General features: G+C 49.0%; 13 protein-coding genes. 8 read left to right on the top strand and 5 right to left on the bottom strand.

Annotation, left to right across the window (positions count from 1 at the left end; all coding sequences use genetic code 11):
- Positions 1–287: 287 nt before the first annotated feature.
- The 3 genes from ACN0YH_RS15250 to ACN0YH_RS15240 all read right to left on the bottom strand — a co-directional run bounded on the left by ACN0YH_RS15250 (position 288) and on the right by ACN0YH_RS15240 (position 5,183).
- Positions 288–1,550: a DUF1573 domain-containing protein gene (locus ACN0YH_RS15250; protein ID WP_417380435.1), complete on the bottom strand. Its 1,263-nt coding sequence runs from the start codon at positions 1,548–1,550 to the stop codon at positions 288–290.
- 127 nt (positions 1,551–1,677) lie between these two features.
- Positions 1,678–4,065: an O-antigen ligase family protein gene (locus tag ACN0YH_RS15245; RefSeq protein WP_417380434.1), complete on the bottom strand. Its 2,388-nt coding sequence runs from the start codon at positions 4,063–4,065 to the stop codon at positions 1,678–1,680.
- A complete protein-coding gene (locus ACN0YH_RS15240) occupies positions 4,062–5,183 on the bottom strand; it encodes an MraY family glycosyltransferase (RefSeq protein ID WP_417380433.1) in 1,122 nt (373 codons plus the stop codon). Before ACN0YH_RS15240 ends, ACN0YH_RS15245 begins: the two co-directional genes overlap by 4 nt.
- A 303-nt stretch (positions 5,184–5,486) precedes the next feature.
- Between ACN0YH_RS15240 and ACN0YH_RS15235 the strand changes: the two genes are divergently transcribed.
- A complete protein-coding gene (locus tag ACN0YH_RS15235) occupies positions 5,487–6,332 on the top strand; it encodes a hypothetical protein (protein ID WP_417380432.1) in 846 nt (281 codons plus the stop codon).
- A gap of 38 nt (positions 6,333–6,370) precedes the next feature.
- On the opposite strand, the gene ACN0YH_RS15230 is transcribed toward ACN0YH_RS15235, so the two are convergent.
- Positions 6,371–7,996: a sulfatase gene (locus tag ACN0YH_RS15230; RefSeq protein ID WP_417380431.1), complete on the bottom strand. Its 1,626-nt coding sequence runs from the start codon at positions 7,994–7,996 to the stop codon at positions 6,371–6,373.
- Positions 7,997–8,406: 410 nt separating this feature from the next.
- On the opposite strand from ACN0YH_RS15230, the gene ACN0YH_RS15225 reads away from it, so the two are divergent.
- From ACN0YH_RS15225 to ACN0YH_RS15205, 5 genes are all read left to right on the top strand, one after another.
- On the top strand, positions 8,407–8,868 hold the full coding sequence (locus tag ACN0YH_RS15225; RefSeq protein WP_417380430.1) for a hypothetical protein: 462 nt from the start codon (positions 8,407–8,409) through the stop codon (positions 8,866–8,868).
- Between the two features lie 455 nt (positions 8,869–9,323).
- Positions 9,324–10,481 carry a DUF6655 family protein gene (locus ACN0YH_RS15220; RefSeq protein ID WP_417380429.1) on the top strand — a complete coding sequence of 386 codons (1,158 nt, stop codon included), beginning with the start codon at positions 9,324–9,326 and terminating at the stop codon, positions 10,479–10,481.
- Positions 10,482–11,084: 603 nt separating this feature from the next.
- Entirely contained in the window at positions 11,085–11,603 is a 519-nt protein-coding gene (locus ACN0YH_RS15215; protein ID WP_417380428.1) for a tetratricopeptide repeat protein, read from the top strand.
- A gap of 166 nt (positions 11,604–11,769) precedes the next feature.
- Positions 11,770–13,242: a sulfatase gene (locus ACN0YH_RS15210; protein WP_417380427.1), complete on the top strand. Its 1,473-nt coding sequence runs from the start codon at positions 11,770–11,772 to the stop codon at positions 13,240–13,242.
- Between the two features lie 98 nt (positions 13,243–13,340).
- Positions 13,341–14,024: a 3-keto-disaccharide hydrolase gene (locus tag ACN0YH_RS15205; protein WP_417380426.1), complete on the top strand. Its 684-nt coding sequence runs from the start codon at positions 13,341–13,343 to the stop codon at positions 14,022–14,024.
- A gap of 101 nt (positions 14,025–14,125) precedes the next feature.
- Here ACN0YH_RS15205 and ACN0YH_RS15200 read toward each other — a convergent pair whose 3' ends face one another.
- Positions 14,126–15,880 carry a proline--tRNA ligase gene (locus tag ACN0YH_RS15200; protein ID WP_417380425.1) on the bottom strand — a complete coding sequence of 585 codons (1,755 nt, stop codon included), beginning with the start codon at positions 15,878–15,880 and terminating at the stop codon, positions 14,126–14,128.
- A gap of 479 nt (positions 15,881–16,359) precedes the next feature.
- Between ACN0YH_RS15200 and ACN0YH_RS15195 the strand changes: the two genes are divergently transcribed.
- Positions 16,360–17,331, top strand: coding sequence for a 3'-5' exoribonuclease YhaM family protein (locus tag ACN0YH_RS15195; protein ID WP_417380424.1), 972 nt, complete (start codon positions 16,360–16,362; stop codon positions 17,329–17,331).
- A gap of 4 nt (positions 17,332–17,335) precedes the next feature.
- Entirely contained in the window at positions 17,336–19,612 is a 2,277-nt protein-coding gene (rnr, locus tag ACN0YH_RS15190; protein WP_417380423.1) for a ribonuclease R, read from the top strand.
- The last annotated feature ends 32 nt before the right edge of the window (positions 19,613–19,644 follow it).

Raw genomic sequence — 19,644 nt, 5'->3', positions numbered from 1 at the left:
GGGTGATGAACTAGTTTCACACCCTGCCTGAAAGGAGATGCTCAGACACGCGATCAGAAGTATCCGGGTTGAAAATCGGCTGCTTAACATTCAGTTTGACCTTCCGTGGAGGTGATTGAGGAAAGTAAACAATGGCAAGTCCCTCGTTGTTTATCTTAGCTCAAAACATGGTATTGCGTCAAAGTAGATCTGACCCTGGCCCTGGAAAGGTCTTCCACAAAAAAGTTACTGGTCGCCTGAAAGGCTGGATGATTTTTTGGGGGATAAGAAATCACAGAGAAATAATATCACAGAGAAATAAACTGGACTCGAAATTCAATTACTTTTGCGTTGGGGTGATTCGTCTGCAGTTTGACTTTAGCCAGATTGGTTCTCCCGAAGGAGACAGGAGACATCTTGGCAGGAACGGCAAACTTCAATTCATAACGCTGCTTGGTTTTCGACTCAAATGTGTCATCTTTTTTCAATTCAAATTCAAGGAAATCCGGAGCAACTTCCTGGTCAACAATTTCCAGTGGCTGCTCTGTTCCTTCGACGAACATGGATAGTATGACTGACTTTCCCTCCTTCGCTGAGAATTCACCCAGGTTTAAAATCATTGTTTGTGGGTTCCAGTACACACCAAATGTGGGAACAATTCGAATTGGGCCGGTGTGATTTCCAGAAACCTGAATCACGAAATTTCGCGGGCCCTCTGGTTCTGGATGGTCATGATCATGCTTGTGGTCATGGATTTCCGGGTGATCATGTTTCTCTCCGATCCCGGGCGGTGATAAATCATGTGGGATATCAGTTTTAACTGTGAGGCGTTCGTTAAATCCTCCCAGTGGGAACAGATCGGGGTTTGCTGTGACTTCAATGGAATAGCCGCTTTTCGCATCGGCTTCGCTCAGCTCTTCCGCTGTGAGTGGTTTGAATTTTGATGTCAGCCCCGGCTTACTCGATTCAATATCCAGAATTTTAAAATCGTCCAGATATTTGGTGTGAATTTTTCCCGAGAACGAAACTGGATCCGTTGTGGACATGGTGGGCAGGGACCAGTGCGGGCTGCCTGCGTGGTCGCCGGTAAAAGCGATCAGGTTGTTGGCAGTACCTTCTATCTGCAGTTTGAGTTCCTGGTTTTCGGGGTCGTTGGTCCAGATTGTGGCAGTCTGTCCAAAATGCTCCTGCGGACTTTTGGGGGTCCAGGTCAATTCGATTTTAACTGACTCACCAGGGGCAACGAGGTTCTCTTTCATTTCGCTCAGTGTGCATTTGCAGGTCGTCGCGCCTTTTTTGACTTCCAGAGATGCTTCCCCTTCATTTTTCAGAATGAAGTGATGAGACAGTGTCTGTCCCACAGCCATGCTGCCGAAGTTGTAACGCGGCTTTTCTACAACCGCTTTGGGGTAGGGGCCGGTGTGGGAAATTTTCGGGCGGTCTTCTGAGGTGTCAGCCTGTTTTTTAACCGGAGTCGCAGGCTGGACATCTCCATTGCCTCGACCCAGCCAGACTGTACCTGCAAGTGCAATAACAAGAGCAATTATCGCCGTAACGGCTCGTAAATTCATGGTTTCACCAGCAATGAAGTAGTTTGAGAATATAATAGACTTACATAATATTGATGTCAGAAAAATCAGGTCAGACCGGATCCCGACAGAAAACACTTAGTTATTATGGGCCGAATCGTGGCCGAGTTCAATTCTGATTCGTTTGAGTTACGTTAATTATTTCTTTCATTCGACTTACTGTATCCTCATTTAAGTATTTGTCCACATGCCGACCACGTCTGTTGGCTTCATCCAGTTTTAGCGCATGTTGCGCCTCACGCTGACTCTCAGCGGACTTACCTGCGTCTGACAGGGCTTCCGCATATTCAGCTCGATAGAGGGAATTATTGGGATATCCGTCGACCGCTCGACTGAAGTTTTCGAGAGCAGCGACCATGTCATTCTGCTGGTGTGAGGCCTGATACTGCTGTTTCAGCTGACGGCCGAGATCGTAATACTGGCGCGGATTCAATGGATCGCGTTGGATCGCCGCTTTTTTCAACTCGACACCCCGTTCAAATGCACTGCGATTCTGTTCTCCTTCTCGAAATTCAAGCTCAGCCAGAGCCTGCCAGGGATCAGGAGAGAGTGGATCTACCTGACTGGCCTGGGTGAAATAACGTTGCGCATTGCGAACTGATGGGCCACTCACGAGTGACCGTTCCGCCTTTATTACGACTGATTTTCGCTGGATTGTTGGCGCAAACGAAGTCACGACAAAGAAAAACGTTAAGATCAGGCAGGCAGTCAATGAAAGTGCTCTCAAATGTATAGATGCCTCTGTCCGAGGCGAGCCTGGTAGCGATTGGTCTACTGAACTTACGTCAGATATTCCTGATTCTGTGACAACGGGAAAAGCAAGTGCCAGCAGCAGTAGCCAGGTCTGCGTGATGGCGGGCATGGCAATTCCCCCTGCACCTGTCAAGTGGATGCATAAGGCAATAAAAGCTGCTCCCCATGCAAGTGGCAATAATGAAGGGGGGGAATTTGAGTCTGTCACATTCAAGTCAGCGCTGGCATTTAGTAAAAAGAAAAGTGCCAGCCAGCCCAGGCAGAACAACCAGAGTACCAATTCATCAATAGAGAAGAGAAATAATTGAACTCCCCAGAGCATCACAAAGGATAGCCCGAATCCTAACAGCAGCGCCAGTTGTGAGTGAGAAAAGGAATTCTCGGTGAAGGGGCCCTGTTGCTCCGAAGTATCCAGGTTGGGCCACGGTTTTATCATCCAACGGTAGCAGGCCAGACATAGAATCAATAGTAATCCGGCGAGTGCGATCAGGCCTGCATTCGCCCAGATATCGAGAATGAAGTTGTGCGGATCTGCGATTTCTTCACTCGATCCAGGCAGTTTAAACTTCAAATAATGCGAACGGAAGTTCCCGGGGCCTGTTCCCCAGATCGGATTTTCTTGGATGACATCCCAAGTCGCCGTCCAGTATTCGATGCGGTATTGAAGAGATTTTGGGGCTTCGGTCAACACCGCCGCGTCAAAGCCTCCACTCAGGGTTGCCAGCAGCAAAAAGCCAATACAGAGGATCGCGGCGAGACCTCCCCATTTGAGAACCCGCTTTTTCCAGAGCAGAGGATCAGCTGCCGTGTTCCGGCGTGACTGAAGCAGTTTCAGCAGTCCCAGGCTGAACAGGCCTCCGATGAGGCCGACCCAGGCAGTGCGGCTCTTGGTCAGGATCAGGCAGTAACCGATCAGCATCGTTGAGAACAGAAAGATTCCAGGTTTCCATTTATTCCAGAGAGAACCGGAGGACGCAGATTTCCGGAAAAAACAATCAATGGTTACTGCAAACGAAAGCAGAAAACCCACGACTAACAGACCGGCAAATGTGTTTGCGAGCGCAAACATGCCCAGTGGTTCGGAACTGTTTAACAGTCGTTCTTCAAACAGCTTTCGACTGCTCCCCTGGAGGGCATCCGGGGGGACTCCCATGGATAGGAGTTTCTGCCGGGCTTCGGTAGAGAGTGTGGCATCGTATTGCTGCCGTGCCTCCAGGTATTCTTGGGAGAGCTGGTCATACATCCAATGATGCTGCCAGATGCCGTAAACTGAAAGAACTACGACAGTCGTGATGAATCCCACTATCAATGTGCCGCGCAGGGAGGGTGTGGCAAACAGGCGACGGATCAAAGTGAAGCTGCAACCCAGTGCGACCCATTCCCACATCATGGTCAAAGCAGCACGCTGCTGACCTTCTCCGAACCAGATCATGACCAGTGTGGAGAGAGTCTGACCTGCTACCAGCAGCCAGACCGCGCCGTCAAACCAGTCCAGCCGAACAGATCGTGAACGATCTGTCAGAAAGCTGGCGGCATACAGAATCGTGACCAGGAACCAGCCCAGCGCGAACGTGAGTGTATCCCCTTCCGGCGCAGATTCTGCCGGCAGAAAGTAACGTGCTAAAATCAGGGAACCGGTTAGAAACAGCTGGGTTCCCTGGAGTAGACTGGTCAGCCAGGGCAGAGATGAGCTCGTCTCTACCTGAATCGGCTGTGGCGGTTTTTTTTTACGCTGCTTACTCATTCCCGATTTTTCCGACCTACATTTTCCAGGATCGTCACGATCGAAAGGACACAGAAAATCATGAGCATGACCAGCAGAGCAGCGCTCCAGGACGAAACCTCATACAGAATCAGTCCGCCGATTCCCGTGGTCAATGTCGCCAGGTGGATGGTGAGAACTGTAGCCCGTTTACTTAAGCCGAGCTCGACCAGGCGGTGTGAGAAATGGCTTTTATCTGCATGAAAAGGGCTGCGACCTTCTTTCAATCGAATGATCATCACCGTACAGAAATCATACAGGGGGATCGCCAGAATGCAAAGCGGGGCCAGGATGACATGCCGATTCACGATGGTATCGCCGGCTGTCGTTGCACCGGGATAAAATGTTCCCAGAACGGTCATTGTAGAGAGGATCAGTCCGATAAAATAGCTGCCCGAGTCTCCCATAAAGATTTTCGCTGGTGGCCAGTTATGGCATAAAAAACCGGCAATCGAGCCAGCGAGAACGAGTAGCACACCCGCAACCAGCCAGCGTGGTTCGCCGGTATAACGTAACATGATAATAGCAAACAGGACAGCGGCGATGAGTCCGATACCTGAAGTGAGGCCATCCATGTTATCCAGAAAGTTTAATGAGTTGACCAGGACAATGATCCAGGCGACGGTCAGGAGCATTCCAATCCAGGGGTACAGAATAAAAAGTGTGCCCCGGATGCCCCCCATCACCAGGCCTCCCGCCACGAGCAATTGAATCATCAGCCGTGGTTTCCAGGAGATATTGAGTTTATCGTCCAACAATCCCATGACGGCGAGCACACTTCCTCCTCCCAGAACCATCCAAAGTTGTCCAGAGCGATACAGGACCCCTTCCAGATGGGGGACCAGTTCCGCAGGAAGCCAAGTCGGGTTGCTGCCTGATTTGGCAATCATCAGTGCAATCAGTTGCACGCAGACAATCGGGATGATCACTCCCAGCCAGATGCCGACACCTCCACCAAGGGGAGTGGGGGAAATATGTACTTTGCGTTGGGCAGGTTGATCAATGAGTCCCCAGCGAGGGGCCAGTTTGCGCATTGCTGCCGTAGCGAGAAATGAGATTAAAAATGAGGGGACAAGGCAGGCAAAAACAAAGAATAGCATTTCAGATGGCATTCAGAATGACAGAGTGGGATCTTGAATAATATGTTCTAGTGCTTTGTCAAGCTAGAAATTGAGGGTTGGAAGTATTGTTGACGTGCTCCGTTGTCGCACTCTCGGGATATCTATCAACCCAAAATTAAAAAATGACACTTCATTAGTTTGGCTGAAATCAGGGATTAGTGGTAGCGAAAAATGCATTTCCTGGTGGTTTTCGATTGATATATCCTGTGCATGACTTACAGTTGACCCTACCTGTATAATCCGATTGGCGACCAAGGAAAGAGGAGTCTTTGAAAGACGGTGATGAATGAATTGTTTGAGGGAGAAGTTCGATTTAATCAGGCGAGTCGTCCGAATTGGGACCAGGGGACAACGCACCGCAATTTGATTACAGGATATTTGACAGACCTTGCCACCTCTTCCGGGCGGCGGTTATGTGTGCTGGGAGCAGGAAACTGTAACGACCTGGATTTGCAGAAGCTGTCTCAAGTGTACAGCGAAATTCACCTGGTGGATCTGGATGAATCTGCATTGAGATACGGAGTGGAATTTCAATCTGTCTCAGAAAACCCGGCGATCAGCCTGCATGTTCTGGATGTGACGGGAGTCGGAGACAGGTTGGCTGCTTTGAAATCAGAACCGGATCAGCGGGAGTCGGAGTTGGGGGAGATCATTGCCTCTTTAACTGAATCTCAAGAGTTGAATCTTCCTTGTCCTTTTGATGTCGTCTGTTCCACTTGCATTTTGAGCCAGCTGATCCTTCAGGTCGTACATGCAGTAGGTGAGACCCATCCCCAGTTTGAAGCGCTGATGGTCGCCGTGCGCGAGCAGCATTTCCGTACGGTACTGGATTTGATTGATGAAGGGGGCGCGGGGCTGATTATCAGTGATTTTGTCTCTTCTGAATCCGCGGCTGATTTGAAGGATGTCCCCGATTTTCAGTTCACCCAGTATCTATCTCAGCTGCTGTCATCACGTAATTTTTTTCATGGCGTACATCCTGGTCTGTTGTTGGCACAATTAACAGGTAAGACGATCCTGGCAAAGCTGGTTCAAGATGTGGAGATGCTGCCTCCCTGGCGCTGGGATCTCGGCACGCGTCAGTATGCTGTCGCCGCAGTTCGTTTTCACCGACGTATGACTGAATAAGTAGAATGCAGGAGCCCTAAGCAGTCGGTCTGCCTGAATCATTTTTTTCCGGCTGGTTTCTTTTTCTGCGCGGCCCCACTGTTTCTCGGTTTGAGATAAAGTGAGGGCGGGTTTTTCTCAACGGATCCTGTATCATCAGGAACCTGATATTTTGCCTGCAGGAGCTTCAGTTCTGCTTTCAGGTCTTTGACCACCTGTGCGTATTCCGGATCTGAATAGACGTTTTTCATCTCACGGGGATCTTTTTCCAGGTCATAAAGTTCCCATTCACCCAGATTGTAGAAATCAATCAGCTTATAGCGTTTTGTGCGGACTCCGTTGTGCCGACGGACCATATGAGCCGAACGTCGATCATTATAGAATTCATAATAATGGTAATAGAGGCTGTTGCGCCATTTCACTTCTTCCCCCTTAAAGAGGGGAACCAGACTGACCCCCTGCATATCAGCGGGGATCGGTGCGTGGGCCAGGTCCAGAAAGGTCTCCGCGAAATCCAGGTTGGATACCAGATCGTTGTTGACGCTACCGGGTTTGATTACGCCGGGCCAGCGTGCCAGCAATGGCATCCGGTATGACTCTTCATACATGAATCGTTTATCGAACCAGCCATGATCTCCCAGATAAAAGCCCTGATCAGAAGAGTAGATCACAATGGTATTCTTTGCCAGTCCTGACGATTCCAGGTAGTCCAGCATGCGGCCGACATTATCATCGACGGAAGCGACACATCTGAGATAGTCTTTCATGTAACGCTGATATTTCCAGCGTACCAGATCCTTTCCCGTGAGATTTGCTTTGCGAAATGCTTCGTTTTTTGGTTCATAGGCGGCGTTCCATGTTGCCAGCTGTTCGGGAGTCAGATTCTTTGGTGGCGTTAATTTCAGATCAAACGGGGTCATCGTTTTTTCGATGGTCATATCCTGCTGGCGTGCTGCGGTACCACGGCCCTCATAATTATCAAACAGGTTATCCGGCTCCGGGATGGTCACATCGTCGTACTTATGGAGATATTCTGGTCCGGGTTGCCAGTTACGATGGGGGGCTTTGTGTTGAAACATCAACATGAACGGTTTGTCGGGATCCCGATCATTCTTGAGATAGTCCAGTGCCAGATCGGTGATGATATCAGTGGTGTAACCCACGTATTTGACTCGTTTCCCATTCTTGATCATCGGGGGATTATAATAGGGACCTTGGCCAATCAGAATTTCAGAGTAATCGAAGCCTGTCGGATCAGATGCCAGATGCCATTTCCCGACAATGGCAGTCTGATATCCATGTTTTCGAAGAATCTTGGGGAACGTCTGCTGCGCGCCATCGAATTTATTACCGTTCTGTTTGAAGCCGTTCAAATGGCTGTGTTTCCCCGTCAGAATTACAGCACGACTGGGGCCACAGATACTATTCGTGCAGAAACAGTTATTAAACCGCATGCCTTCTTGGGCGATGCGATCCAGATTCGGGGTCTCGTTGACTTTCGAGCCATAACAGCTCATGGCATGCGAGGCATGGTCATCGGTGAAGATAAACAAAATGTTGGGGCGGCCTGATTCCGCGGCGGTGCACTCAGCTTCCTGGCAGATGATCAAGAGAGAGGGACTGAGCAGTAGACTCAGCAAAAATGAAAAAGAGCTGCGAACAGCAGGTTGGGAGAGCGACAGCATAAAGTTCATCCTCAGTCTCAAAAGAAGTTAGATCACAGGCGAAGGCTCATGGCTTATGTGCTCTCTATCATGCAGGTTTACCAGCGGAAGTGCAAGTTTTCGCATGGTATTGGACCCGCCAGTCCTGAAACCAGGTTAGAGATCGGAAGATGTAGATGTTACAGAAGTCGTTCGGGTAGAAACTGCATTTTGGCTGATCCTGCGGATGCGCAGAGAAATAACTCTGGGTTTAAAGGTGTTGACCTGCCTTGAGATAGGTGAAATCCACGTCTGGAGTTTTCTGATTGGTATGGAGGTTGCATTTAATAAATTCATCGAGTTGACGTCTCAGAGGATTGAGTCGTATTTGGAAACAACACTGCAGCCGGGCAATGGATTGCTTGCCCCACCGGTAAAAAAAGGAATTGATTATGTTAGACAAAGTTTCTCCCAAAGTTGTTCACAAGATTATGGCCGCTGAAGGATACCTGGAACTGGGAATGCCCATTCAGGCTCTGGATGCACTTGCTGCATTAGGAGATGCCGGTCCCCTGGAAGCAATGCGTCTGTTTCTGACAGGGGAGGCCTACCTGCGTCAGGAACGATATCAGGAGGCAATTGAGCCTCTTCATCAGGCAGCACGCCTGTTTCCGGTAATGGAAAGTCGCAAAGCCTGGTGTGCCTTAAGCGAATGCTTTCGCCTGGGAGGTTACAAGGAACTGGCAGAGGTCGCGTCCATGACTGCTGAGGCGGTGGAAGAGATAGAAGCGAGTTGTGAAGTATTATGTTTAACGCAGAACCATGGATCATCCTGGGACTGGCCCGATTCTGACTCTCGCATGGCTGACTTTTCGCTGTCCTCTCGGGGTGTGAGCCCCCGCATTCCACGTTAAAAAATCAAAAAAAGACTGAGTTTTTCTAATAAGGCGATGTTTTAGAAATTGATGTAAGTGTTTTAATAGATAATGGATACGTGTAATTTATCAGGGGTAAAATCATATTTGAGTTTCACGATGTGTTCGCTATACTTCAGCCCTCGGGTGATTACTTAACTCCTCTCATTTAAGAAGTCATTCGAAATGAAATCCTGTCTCCCACTGTAGCCCTTACAATGCGAGTCAGGCTTACCTTCTGGTCAAAGTTCCTTCCTGGTTCTGGCCAACTTTCCCACACAATTAACAACTCCAAAATGCAATCAAAGAGTCAATAGAAACATTGATCTCTCTGGTCACCTATGGTTGTTGTATTTCACACCGTATTTCCGGGCTGCTGTCTGTCGGGGATTCCCGCTCAGTCGGTGGAAATGGTGTAGACGAACTTTGTGCTGAAAAGACGATCGCCAAAACTCATGTTTGATATTAATCGGTACCTTACTTATCGCATTCAGAGCTGTTTGCTCATGGGACTGCTGATCCTGCTGTCAGGTTGCGGAAAGATGATCAGTAATAGTGCGACGGAGCAGTTACTGACGTCAGATGCCGTCGATCAGACCATTTCACACCTTGATTTCAGCACACTGGCAAATAAAAAAGTCTATTTTGATACAACCTACATCAAAAACATCAAAGGGGTCGGTTTTGTCAATGGAGACTATATTATCAGCTCCTTGCGTCAGCAGATTGTCGCCGCCAATTGCCTGATCCAGGAGAAGAAAGAGGATGCGGACTACGTCGTTGAGGCGCGCGTCGGTACCCTGGCGACGAATGGTCATGAAGTGAATTATGGAATTCCGGCCAGTAATATGCTTTCCTCTGCGGCGACACTGATGCCAGCGGCACCTGCGATTCCCACAATTCCTGAAATCTCCCTGGCGAAAAAGAATAATCAGATCGCCGCAGCGAAAATCAGTGTGTTTGCCTATAACCAGAAAACACGTGAGCGTGTCTGGCAGTCAGGTGTCCTGCAGGCAAAGAGTACTGCCCGTGATACCTGGATCCTGGGGGCAGGGCCTTTTCAGCGAGGGACCATTTATAAAGAAGGCGCTCAATTTGCCGGCTCGAAAATTGAAATACCTCTGGGCAGTGGTGAAGAATTTTCGAATGAGAGTACCGTGGATTATCTGGAACCCGCTCGTTTTGTTGAGACGCCTGTAAAATCAGAAGTCAAACAGGAAACCAAAAAACGGAATGTTAAAACGCTGGAAGAATGGATCAAGGCTGAGACAGCGGGAAAAGAATCCATAAAAGAGAATTCTGCTGTAGAAGCGAAGCAGTCAAAAGCCGAGTCTGTGGCAGCGAAAGAAACGCAGACTGCTGAGAAGCCCACAACAAAACCGCAATCGGAATTTGAAGTGGAACCTTCCAAAATTAAAACGGTTCTCTTTTTAGAGCCCGAAAAAGCGAACGGGCATCACGACTGGCTCCAGGGGGATACTTCACGGATCTCCACTGTCTGGCCTCAAGGTCCCGAAGAAGCTCAGAAAACAACAGTCGCTGAGCCTGCGGATTCCGAGCCGTCGGAAAAGTTTGAAGTAGATGAAACCTTTCGCAAAATTATTTCCGAATAAATGCTGTTTTTCACGTAGTTATAAACAAGTGGCCTGAAAAATCAGTTTTTCAAGCTGGCTAGTGCTTTGTCAAGCTTGATATTGAGGGGTGGGGTGTTGTTTACGTAGTCTGCTGTCGCACTCTCGTGATATCTATCACCCCAAATTTTAAAGATGACACTCCACTAGACTGTGTCCAGTACTGTTTGACCCGAGTAGATTAGACTGAGAGACGCTTTACTTAAATGTGATACGCTCTAGATCCATTTTGACTCGCGCGAACCGGTTTCCCTTTTGTCTTGTCTAATGAAAAGCTCTGCGGTTGTACATGTTTGATGCAACCTGCCACCAGATTGGTGTCAGATCGACCGCCAGATTGGCAATGTCTAATTCTGATTGATGACTGGTGAATTCGTATAAGTTGTTTATATTATTTGACTTATCTTGTTTTGATTAGAAGCGGAGGCAGATTTGGCACATTCTGTGCGGTAAAATTAATCCAGCGGGCTTCAAATTGCGTTTTTTAATTCAACAGAAATGTAAATAAGCTCAGAGGCATTGATTTCCCATATAATTCAACCCAGCGATGCTCACCATGAGATGGTGAAACGGGAGGTATTAAAAATGATGATTCCTCGAATTCCTCAAAAAACAGTAAGACGACTGATGGCCGCTGAAGGCTATCTGGAGCTGGGAATGCCTCGACAGGCGCTCAGAGAACTCGATCACATTACTGATCCGGGATCGTTAACCGCCTCGTATTCTTTTTTACGAGGGGAGTCTTTAAAACGAGTCGGTCGCTATTCGGAAGCGATCAAGCCCTTACAATACGCGGCTGATTTACTGCCGATACCACATAGCCAGTTGCCCTGGAAATCCCTGGGTGCCTGTTACCGCGAAAGCGGCCAGAGCGATCTGGCTGACAGCGCTGAAAAAACTGCCGATGAAATTGCATCAGAAGCCAATATTCATCTGCGATTCGAGCCTTTAGGTTCTCAATTCAATCCCGTCATGAAACACCAGGTGCATCTGACCATTTCATTTGAACCCGCGGAAGATGCTGAGCAAGACGAAACTGACGAAAATCCATTTCTGAATAACGAAGAACCAGAAGATTTTGGCATTGATCCGGAAGTCGATTAATCCTGCCATTTACTAACCATTGTTATGTAATTGATTGCCTGGAACTTACTGACAGAATTCCCTCCTCATGATTGAGAAGTGCGACCTGTTGTAGTACTGTAGAGTTTGCAGTCTCTGACAGGTTGAGACCTGTATTCTCTAATTCTGATTGAGGTAGTGTGGCAGCATGCAGGATCGAATTCATTCCTCGAACCATCTATTTTGTCTGTTGGCAGTCTTCCTGCTGGCATCTTTATTTCAGTCTGAACGAAGCTACGCCACTCCGCCGAACATCGTCATGATTTTTGCAGATGATGTTTCCTGGAACGATTTGGGTTGCTACGGTCATCCGTCCATACGAACTCCTAACCTGGATCGACTGGCCAATGAAGGTCTGCGGTTTGACAATGCCTATCTGACAATCAGCAGTTGTAGCCCGAGCCGCTGTAGTCTGATTACCGGTCGCTATCCTCACAATACAGGTGCACCAGAACTGCATACGCCATTGCCTGAAGGGCAGGTTTTATTCCCGCAGCTATTACGTGAAGCCGGTTATTATACGGTGATTTCCGGTAAACAGCATATGGGTGACTATGCATTGACCGCCTTTGATCTTGTGTCAAAAGGAAAGGGACCGGGCCGCGAAGCAGACTGGGTTCCCATTCTGAAAGAACGCCCCAGAGATAAACCATTTTTCTGCTGGTTCGCATCCATCGATGCCCACCGCGCGTGGCAGGCCTCCCAAGAGTATCAGCCCCATCAGCCTTCCGAAGTCGTTGTCCCTCCCTATCTGATTGACAGTGAAGAAACGCGCCGAGACCTGGCACAGTACTACGACGAGATCAGTCGCATTGATTATTTTACCGGCCAGATCCTGGATGAACTGGATGCCCAGGGGATCGCTGATAATACGCTTGTTCTGTTTTTCGCAGACAACGGCCGCCCCTTTCCACGCTGCAAAACCAGACTGTATGACAGCGGCATCAAAACACCTCTGATGGTCCGCTGGCCTGCTGCCATTAAAGCAGGTGGCGTAAGTAAGAGCCTGGTCAGTTCTCTGGATATCGGGCCTACGTTTCTTGACCTGGCAGGAGTGGCTCCCGATAAACGCATTCAGGGAGTCAGTTTTGAAAAGGTCCTCAAACAGCCGGAAACGAAAGTTCGTGACTTTGCCTTTGCCGAGCATAACTGGCATGTCTTCAAAGCCCACGAACGGATGGTCAGATCTGGTGACTGGCTTTACATTCGTAACGCCTGGCCTGAGCAGCGTAACCTGTGTGTGGAGTCAATCGATTTTCCTTCGGGTAAAGTGCTCTGGGAACGATTCAAATCGGGTAAACTGAATGAGTTTCAGCAGGACGTCTTTTTAAAGCCCCGTCCACAGGAAGAACTGTATCTGGTGACAAAAGATCCCTACCAGTTTCATAATCTGGTATCCAATCCCGAGCACGCCGCAGAACTGGCGCGGCTCAGGAATGCTTTGGATCAATGGACGGTTCAGACGGGAGATACCATTCCCAAGAATCCGACTCCCGATCGGAATCAACGTCCGGGGGAACCCAAACCTCCTGAATTTGAACATCGTGAAATGCCCGGTGATGCGAAACAGGCTCAGAAAATCAATGCGCCCGGACCGGTTTTGTCCAATTCAATTGATTGAGTGATTCTATCTGCCTGTGAGCAGCGAATCTCGTTGAATCAGACTTTTGAACAACTTACGAAGAACTATCAACATTGCGACTTTTTTTGGAGAGAAACATGAAACGACATCAAATCGTGGGATTGAGTGCAGCATTATTGACAGCAGTCTGCCTGAGTGCGAGCGTTCAGGCCGGAGCGGATTCTGGCTGGGTAAGCCTGTTCGACGGGAAGACACTCAATAACTGGGTACAACACAACGGAACAGCCACCTATATGATCAAAGATGGCACGATTGAAGGCACAACCTCAGAAGGCAGCCCGAATTCGTTTTTGTGTACCAAGAAGAACTATGGAAATTTTGAACTGGAATTTGAAGTCAAAGTTCACAATAACCTGAACTCCGGCGTCCAGATTCGCAGCCAGCAGGAGAATGGCGACGGTCGTGTGAATGGTCCCCAGGTCGAAATTGAAGCCAGTGGAGACAATGGTGCCGAAGCCGGGTACATCTATGGTGAAGCCATTAAATACGATGGTAAAGGCATTGGCTGGATGACACCGGAAGATCAGCGCACTCCTCACAAGAATCTGAAGGATGGTGAATGGAACAAGTTCCGGGTTGTCGCCAACGGTCCAAGAATCCAAACCTGGATTAACGGGGAGCAGGTTTCAGATCTGGTTGATGAGCGGGTTTTCAAATCTCATCCCTCAGGTTTTATTGGTCTACAGGTACACGGCATTAACAAGGGAACCGGTCCTTATTCTGTTGCCTGGAAAAATATTCGGATCAAAGAATTGAAGTAGTCCGACTCAATTTACGAATTGAATAACAAACAGGCCGGTAGAGATGATTTCCCTACCGGCCTGTTTTCTAGATAGATTGTCGCTAATTGGAGATAGACAATTCACTCAGGTACATTCGCCGCCTGATACTCTTCTGCTTTGCGTGATTCCAGAGCTTCCAGAATGGGAGTGATGCCGGCATCGACGGCGATCATTTCAGCGCTATCTGCGGTCCGCCACTTGGTTTCGATTTCCCCATTCTGGAGTCCCTTTCCGCCGATCACGACGCGAAAAGGAATGCCGATCAGGTCAGCGTCTTTGAATTTGACACCGGCGCGGGCATTACGATCGTCAAACAGGACGTCGACGCCTGCTGCTTTGAGTTCCTGGTAATAGCGTTCCGCTGTCTGCATGACTTCGTCGTCTTTTGTGTTCAACGGAATCACCAGCACTTCATAGGGGGCAATGGAAAGGGGCCAGATGAGTCCATTGTCGTCGTGCCGTGTTTCGGCCAGGCCAGCGACAATACGATTCACGCCGATCCCATAACAACCCATGATGATTGGATGCCGTTTTTCTTTTTCGTCCAGGTAGTTCGCATCCAACGCTTCTGTATACTTGGTCCCCAGCTTGAACACATGGCCGACCTCGATGCCATGTACAATTGCGAGCGGTTTACCGCTCTTCGGGCAGGGGTCGCCTGCTTCGGCGTTACGCAGATCGTAAGTGGTGTCCAACTGATAGTCCCGGCCGACATTGACATTCAGGTAGTGTGCGTCTGCTTCATTCGCTCCCGTAATCGCATTTTCGATGACGGGGATGTCGTGGTCAGCGATAATTTTGCAGTTGATACCGACCGGCCCTGCAAAACCGGTCGGTGCATTTGTGACCTGCTGAATGGTTTTGTCATCCGCTAACTCGACGGAACTGACAGACAGGGCGCGGCGGATTTTGCCTTCGTTGGCTTCGTGATCGCCGCGGATCAGGACGGCTATGGGCTCGCCATCTGCCAGATAAATCAGGGTTTTGATCATCTGTGAAGGCTCACATCCCAGGAACGTGCTGACCTGTTCAATGCTCGTTGCTTCGGGAGTTGCTTTTTTCTCCAGGGGACCTGCATTGCCGCTGGTTGTGATTTCCGGCGAAGTACGGCCGGTATCAGCCCGTTCCATATTGGCTGCATAGCCTGAGGCTTCACAGTAGACGATGGAGTCTTCACCATTGTCAGAGGGAATCATGAATTCATGAGAGGCATCGCCGCCGATCGGCCCACTTTCTGCTTCCACTGGCAGGTATTTCAGGCCACAACGTGCAAAAATACGGCAGTAGGCGCGGTACATGCGTTCGTAGATTTCGTCGAGCTGTTCGACGGAAGAACTGAAGCTGTAGGCGTCTTTCATCAGAAATTCACTGGTTCGCAGCACGCCGAAACGGGGACGTTCTTCGTTGCGGAATTTTGTTTGAATCTGGTAGACCGTTAGCGGCAGCTGCTTGTAGCTGCTGATGCAATGGCTAATAAGATCTGTCACGACTTCTTCGTGAGTCGGTCCAAGTGCCATGGGGATCTGACGATTTCCACGGGGGACATTAAACTGAATCAACACAGAACCGAAGGCTTCTTTTCGTTGTGTGCGTTCAAACAGGCCTATCGGCTGCAGGGCTGGCATATGGAGTTCAGCGGCTCCAGCGGCATCCATCTCTTCCCGGATAATTTGTGATGCTTTCTGAATCGCCTTCCATCCCAGGGGAAGGTAAGTATATGCCCCCGCCATTAACTGGCGGATCAGACCGGCTCTTAGCATGAGTTGATGGCTGGGAATCTCCGCGTCGGCGGGAACTTCTTTGATGGTAGGGATCAGAGTATTCGACCAGCGCACGTTATTTCCTTAAGTATCTGATGAGAAAATGTTTATGAATTAGAATGCGAGACCGTTTGAGTACAGGGCATGACGTATGTCAACGGTCATCTATTCTAAAACGCATTGCATTTCACCATAGCGTCTCTCGATCTAATATACTCGGTCCAAACGGGCCTGGAGACGCTACAGCAAAACTGGACACAGTCTAGCAGAACCGATTCGTCTTCAAAAGGTTCGGACTTGTTCGGAGTGAAAATAATCCAGTGGCTCTAAGTTCTATGAAATCAGCAGCTTATTGAGTTTCGCCACAGATCGGAGAAGGCGATCTCCGAGGATTGGCGGGCATCGATTCAGGCAAATGGAAGAGACTTTCAGAACGGACTGGTGTCGGACTTGTTGAGCAGAATGGAACGGCTTAAGATCGTTCTATTGTGTTTCTTAGCGAAACTTAAGATCGACAACAGCGTTTTAAAAGTGATTCTGAAAGCCGAATCGAGATGTCTCGACAAAATATAAATCAACTCAAGGATGGTGATACAGTAAATGAGGTTTATCTGTTAGTTGATAAGCAGTTACGTGCAAATCGCAATGCCAGCCTGTTTCTATCAGCCGACCTGCGGGACTCGACCGGCGTTGTGAATGCCCGGATGTGGAACGTGCTTGAAGAGCGGATGCAGCATTTTCAGTCGGGAAATTATGTGCAGGCCAAGGGGAAAGTGCATCTGTTTCAGGGAACGCTGCAGATCATTTTGACCTACATCGAACCGGTCTCCGCAGAGAATCTGGATCCCGCTGATTTCCAGCCTCAGGCACCACAAGATGTACAGCAACTGCTGACAAAACTGCGTGACATGCTGCTGGGCATCGAAAACAATGAAATCCGTACGCTGATGGAATGTTTTCTGGTCGACGAAGCCTTGATGGATGAATTCTGCAGAGCACCGGCGGGTGTGAAAACACATCATGCCTATCACGGCGGGTTAATCGAACATGTCGTTAATCTGATGGAGACAGCACACCGCATTTCTGATCTGTATCCCAAAGCGGATATGAGTTTGCTGCTGGCAGGAGTCTTTCTGCATGACCTGGGCAAAGTGCGGGAACTCGGATATGAAAACGAGTTTATCTATACGGATGAGGGGCAGTTGCTGGGGCATCTCATTATCGGTGTTGAGATGCTGACCGAGAAAATCCGTGCTTATCAGGAGATGACCGGAGAATCGTTTCCGAAAGAAGCAGAGTTGCGGCTGAAGCATATGATAGTCAGTCATCATGGGACTTATGAGTTCGGCAGTGCCCGCTTACCGATGACACCGGAAGCAGTGGCATTACATCATCTGGATAACCTGGATGCCAAGGTGAATGAGTTTGCGAGATTCATTGACGATGATCTGAATTCCACATCAAACTGGACCCCTTATTCGCCTCGCTTGCAGCGAAAATTGTTCAAGGGAATAACCGAGGATTGAGGTGATGCCCGATTTTGAGAAGAAAATTCTCGATTATGTGAACAGAGCCGGTTACACACCGGTCCGCGAAAAAACACTGCTGAAAAAAGTAGGGGGCTCAAAATCAAATTCCTCTGAATTTGAACAGGCGATAGCCAGTCTGCGAACGCGTAAGGATATTCTGATTTCCGACTCCGGTCTGATCCGTCCTGTGAAAAAAGAGGGCTGGATTGCAGGGATGATTAAGAAAACAAATTCCGGCGCCGGTTATCTGATTCCTCATCACAAGCCGGATGATATTGCACATGATCAGCGTCACGCGGGGGATCTCTACATCTCTGAACGTGATCTCGGTGATGCGCAGACCGGTGATGAAGTTTATGCCACCGTGTTAAATCGCCAGCGCAGTAGCGGACAGATCTGCGGCCGTGTGGTTGAAATCATCGAGCGGGCATCGACAACCTTTGTGGGAACCTACTTTGAAACACAGGGGGAAGGTTATGTGCACGTGGACGGCAAAATCTTCAATTCGCCGATCCATGTAGGGGACCCGGGTGCCAAGGGAGTTTGCTCGGAAGACAAAGTCGTCATCGACATCCTGCATTTTCCTTCCAAAAATTACCTGGGACAGGGGGTGATTGCCAAAGTACTGGGGCCGCATGGGAAACCCGGCGTCGACCTGCTGTCGATCATCTATGAATTTGGGATTCCTCTCGATTTTCCCGATGAAGTGCTGGCAGAAGCACGTGAACAGGCCAGTCTGTTTGATGAAACGAAACTCGGGAATCGACGTGACCTGACCAGAGAAACGATCGTGACCATCGATCCCGCAGATGCGCGTGATTTCGACGATGCGATTTCCCTTACCCAAAATGAAAAGGGGCACTGGCTGCTGGGGGTGCACATCGCAGATGTGGCGCACTTTGTCAAAGAAGGTTCGTTGCTGGATCGGGAAGCCAAACGCCGCGGAACCAGTGTTTATCTGCCCGGGAGGGTCATTCCGATGTTACCGGAGATCATTTCCAATGGCCTGGCCAGTCTGCAGGAAGGGCAGGTCCGGTTTACCAAATCAGCTTTCATTGAGTTCACTCCTGAAGGGATTCCCGTTCATACCGAATTTGCTAACACCGCGATCAAAGTGAAACAGCGATTTGCCTATGAGCAGGTACTGCCTATTGTGCAGGAGAAAGATGAAGAAGGGAAAAAAGTTTCATCTGAAGTGCGTGGACTACTTAAAAATATGTATGATCTGGCGATGAAGCTGCGGGGACGCCGTTTCTCTGCTGGTGCGCTGGAATTACATCTTGCCGAAGTGAAGCTGACATTTGATGACAAACATCGCGTTACCGGCGCTGTCGAACGCGAGCACGACGAGAGTCACCAGATCATTGAAGAATTCATGCTGGCTGCCAATATTTCTATTGCAGAAGCATTCAATGATCGGAAATTGCGTTTTTTGCGTCGTGTCCATCCTAAACCTGAGATGCCACGACAGCTTGCATTTGCGGAATTCGCTAATGCCCTCGGATTTACGCTGAATAAAGTTCAGAGTCGCAAAGATCTGCAGAAACTGGTCGATGAGGTTCATGGAACTCCAGTGGAGCAGGCGATTAATTATGCGCTGCTGCGGAGCCTGAAGCAGGCGGAATATACTGATGAGGAGTTAGGTCATTACGCGTTAGCCGTTGATCATTACTGTCACTTTACCAGTCCGATCCGCCGCTATCCCGATTTGACCATTCATCGCATGATTGATGAGATCCTGGAACGACCGGATAAAAGTAAAGGACAGAGTCCACAGGGGCTCCGGCAATTGGGGCATGAACTTTCATTGCGGGAGCGTCGCGCTGAATCTGCCGAACGGGAATTAACGAAAGTCAAACTACTGACCTGGATGATTGATAATAACATCAGGACTCTGGAAACCATGATTACCGGAGTGGAAACCTTTGGAATGTTCTGCCGAGGGACAGATGTGCCTGTGGAAGGGCTGTTGCACATCAGTCGTTTGGGAAAACATGACTATTTCCATCAGGATGTTCCCAAATTCAGTATCGTGGGTGAGCGAACTGGTCAGGAGTATCGTGTAGGTGATCTGTTGACGGTGGAAGTCGAGAAAATTGATCTGGATCGGCGCGAGTTGGATTTTCGACTGCCGCGCCCTAAACAGTACGGGAATGCGAAAAAAAAGGGTTCAGGTGCCCCGGAGAAGTCGCAACCCAAGGGGGCCGCGAAGTCCAAAAAGAAAGAGAACATGCGCAAGGTAAAATCAAAGAAGGCCAGAAAGAAAAAGAGAAAATAAAAAGCAATTGATCAAGCGTAACGAAGAACAGT

The sequence above is a fragment of the Gimesia sp. genome (assembly GCF_048262075.1).
Taxonomy (GTDB): Bacteria; Planctomycetota; Planctomycetia; order Planctomycetales; family Planctomycetaceae; genus Gimesia.
Note: the sequence above shows the minus strand (reverse complement) of the source record. Positions and strands in the feature narration are given on the sequence as shown.

Excerpts from the sequence above, each read along its gene's own strand:
- ACN0YH_RS15250 (WP_417380435.1), bottom strand. The coding sequence starts at position 1,550 with ATGAATTTACGAGCCGTTACGGCGATAATTGCTCTTGTTATTGCACTT.
- ACN0YH_RS15245 (WP_417380434.1), bottom strand. The coding sequence starts at position 4,065 with ATGAGTAAGCAGCGTAAAAAAAAACCGCCACAGCCGATTCAGGTAGAG.
- ACN0YH_RS15240 (WP_417380433.1), bottom strand. The coding sequence starts at position 5,183 with ATGCTATTCTTTGTTTTTGCCTGCCTTGTCCCCTCATTTTTAATCTCA.
- ACN0YH_RS15235 (WP_417380432.1), top strand. The coding sequence starts at position 5,487 with ATGAATGAATTGTTTGAGGGAGAAGTTCGATTTAATCAGGCGAGTCGT.
- ACN0YH_RS15230 (WP_417380431.1), bottom strand. The coding sequence starts at position 7,996 with ATGCTGTCGCTCTCCCAACCTGCTGTTCGCAGCTCTTTTTCATTTTTG.
- ACN0YH_RS15225 (WP_417380430.1), top strand. The coding sequence starts at position 8,407 with ATGTTAGACAAAGTTTCTCCCAAAGTTGTTCACAAGATTATGGCCGCT.
- ACN0YH_RS15220 (WP_417380429.1), top strand. The coding sequence starts at position 9,324 with ATGTTTGATATTAATCGGTACCTTACTTATCGCATTCAGAGCTGTTTG.
- ACN0YH_RS15215 (WP_417380428.1), top strand. The coding sequence starts at position 11,085 with ATGATGATTCCTCGAATTCCTCAAAAAACAGTAAGACGACTGATGGCC.
- ACN0YH_RS15210 (WP_417380427.1), top strand. The coding sequence starts at position 11,770 with ATGCAGGATCGAATTCATTCCTCGAACCATCTATTTTGTCTGTTGGCA.
- ACN0YH_RS15205 (WP_417380426.1), top strand. The coding sequence starts at position 13,341 with ATGAAACGACATCAAATCGTGGGATTGAGTGCAGCATTATTGACAGCA.
- ACN0YH_RS15195 (WP_417380424.1), top strand. The coding sequence starts at position 16,360 with ATGTCTCGACAAAATATAAATCAACTCAAGGATGGTGATACAGTAAAT.
- rnr (WP_417380423.1), top strand. The coding sequence starts at position 17,336 with ATGCCCGATTTTGAGAAGAAAATTCTCGATTATGTGAACAGAGCCGGT.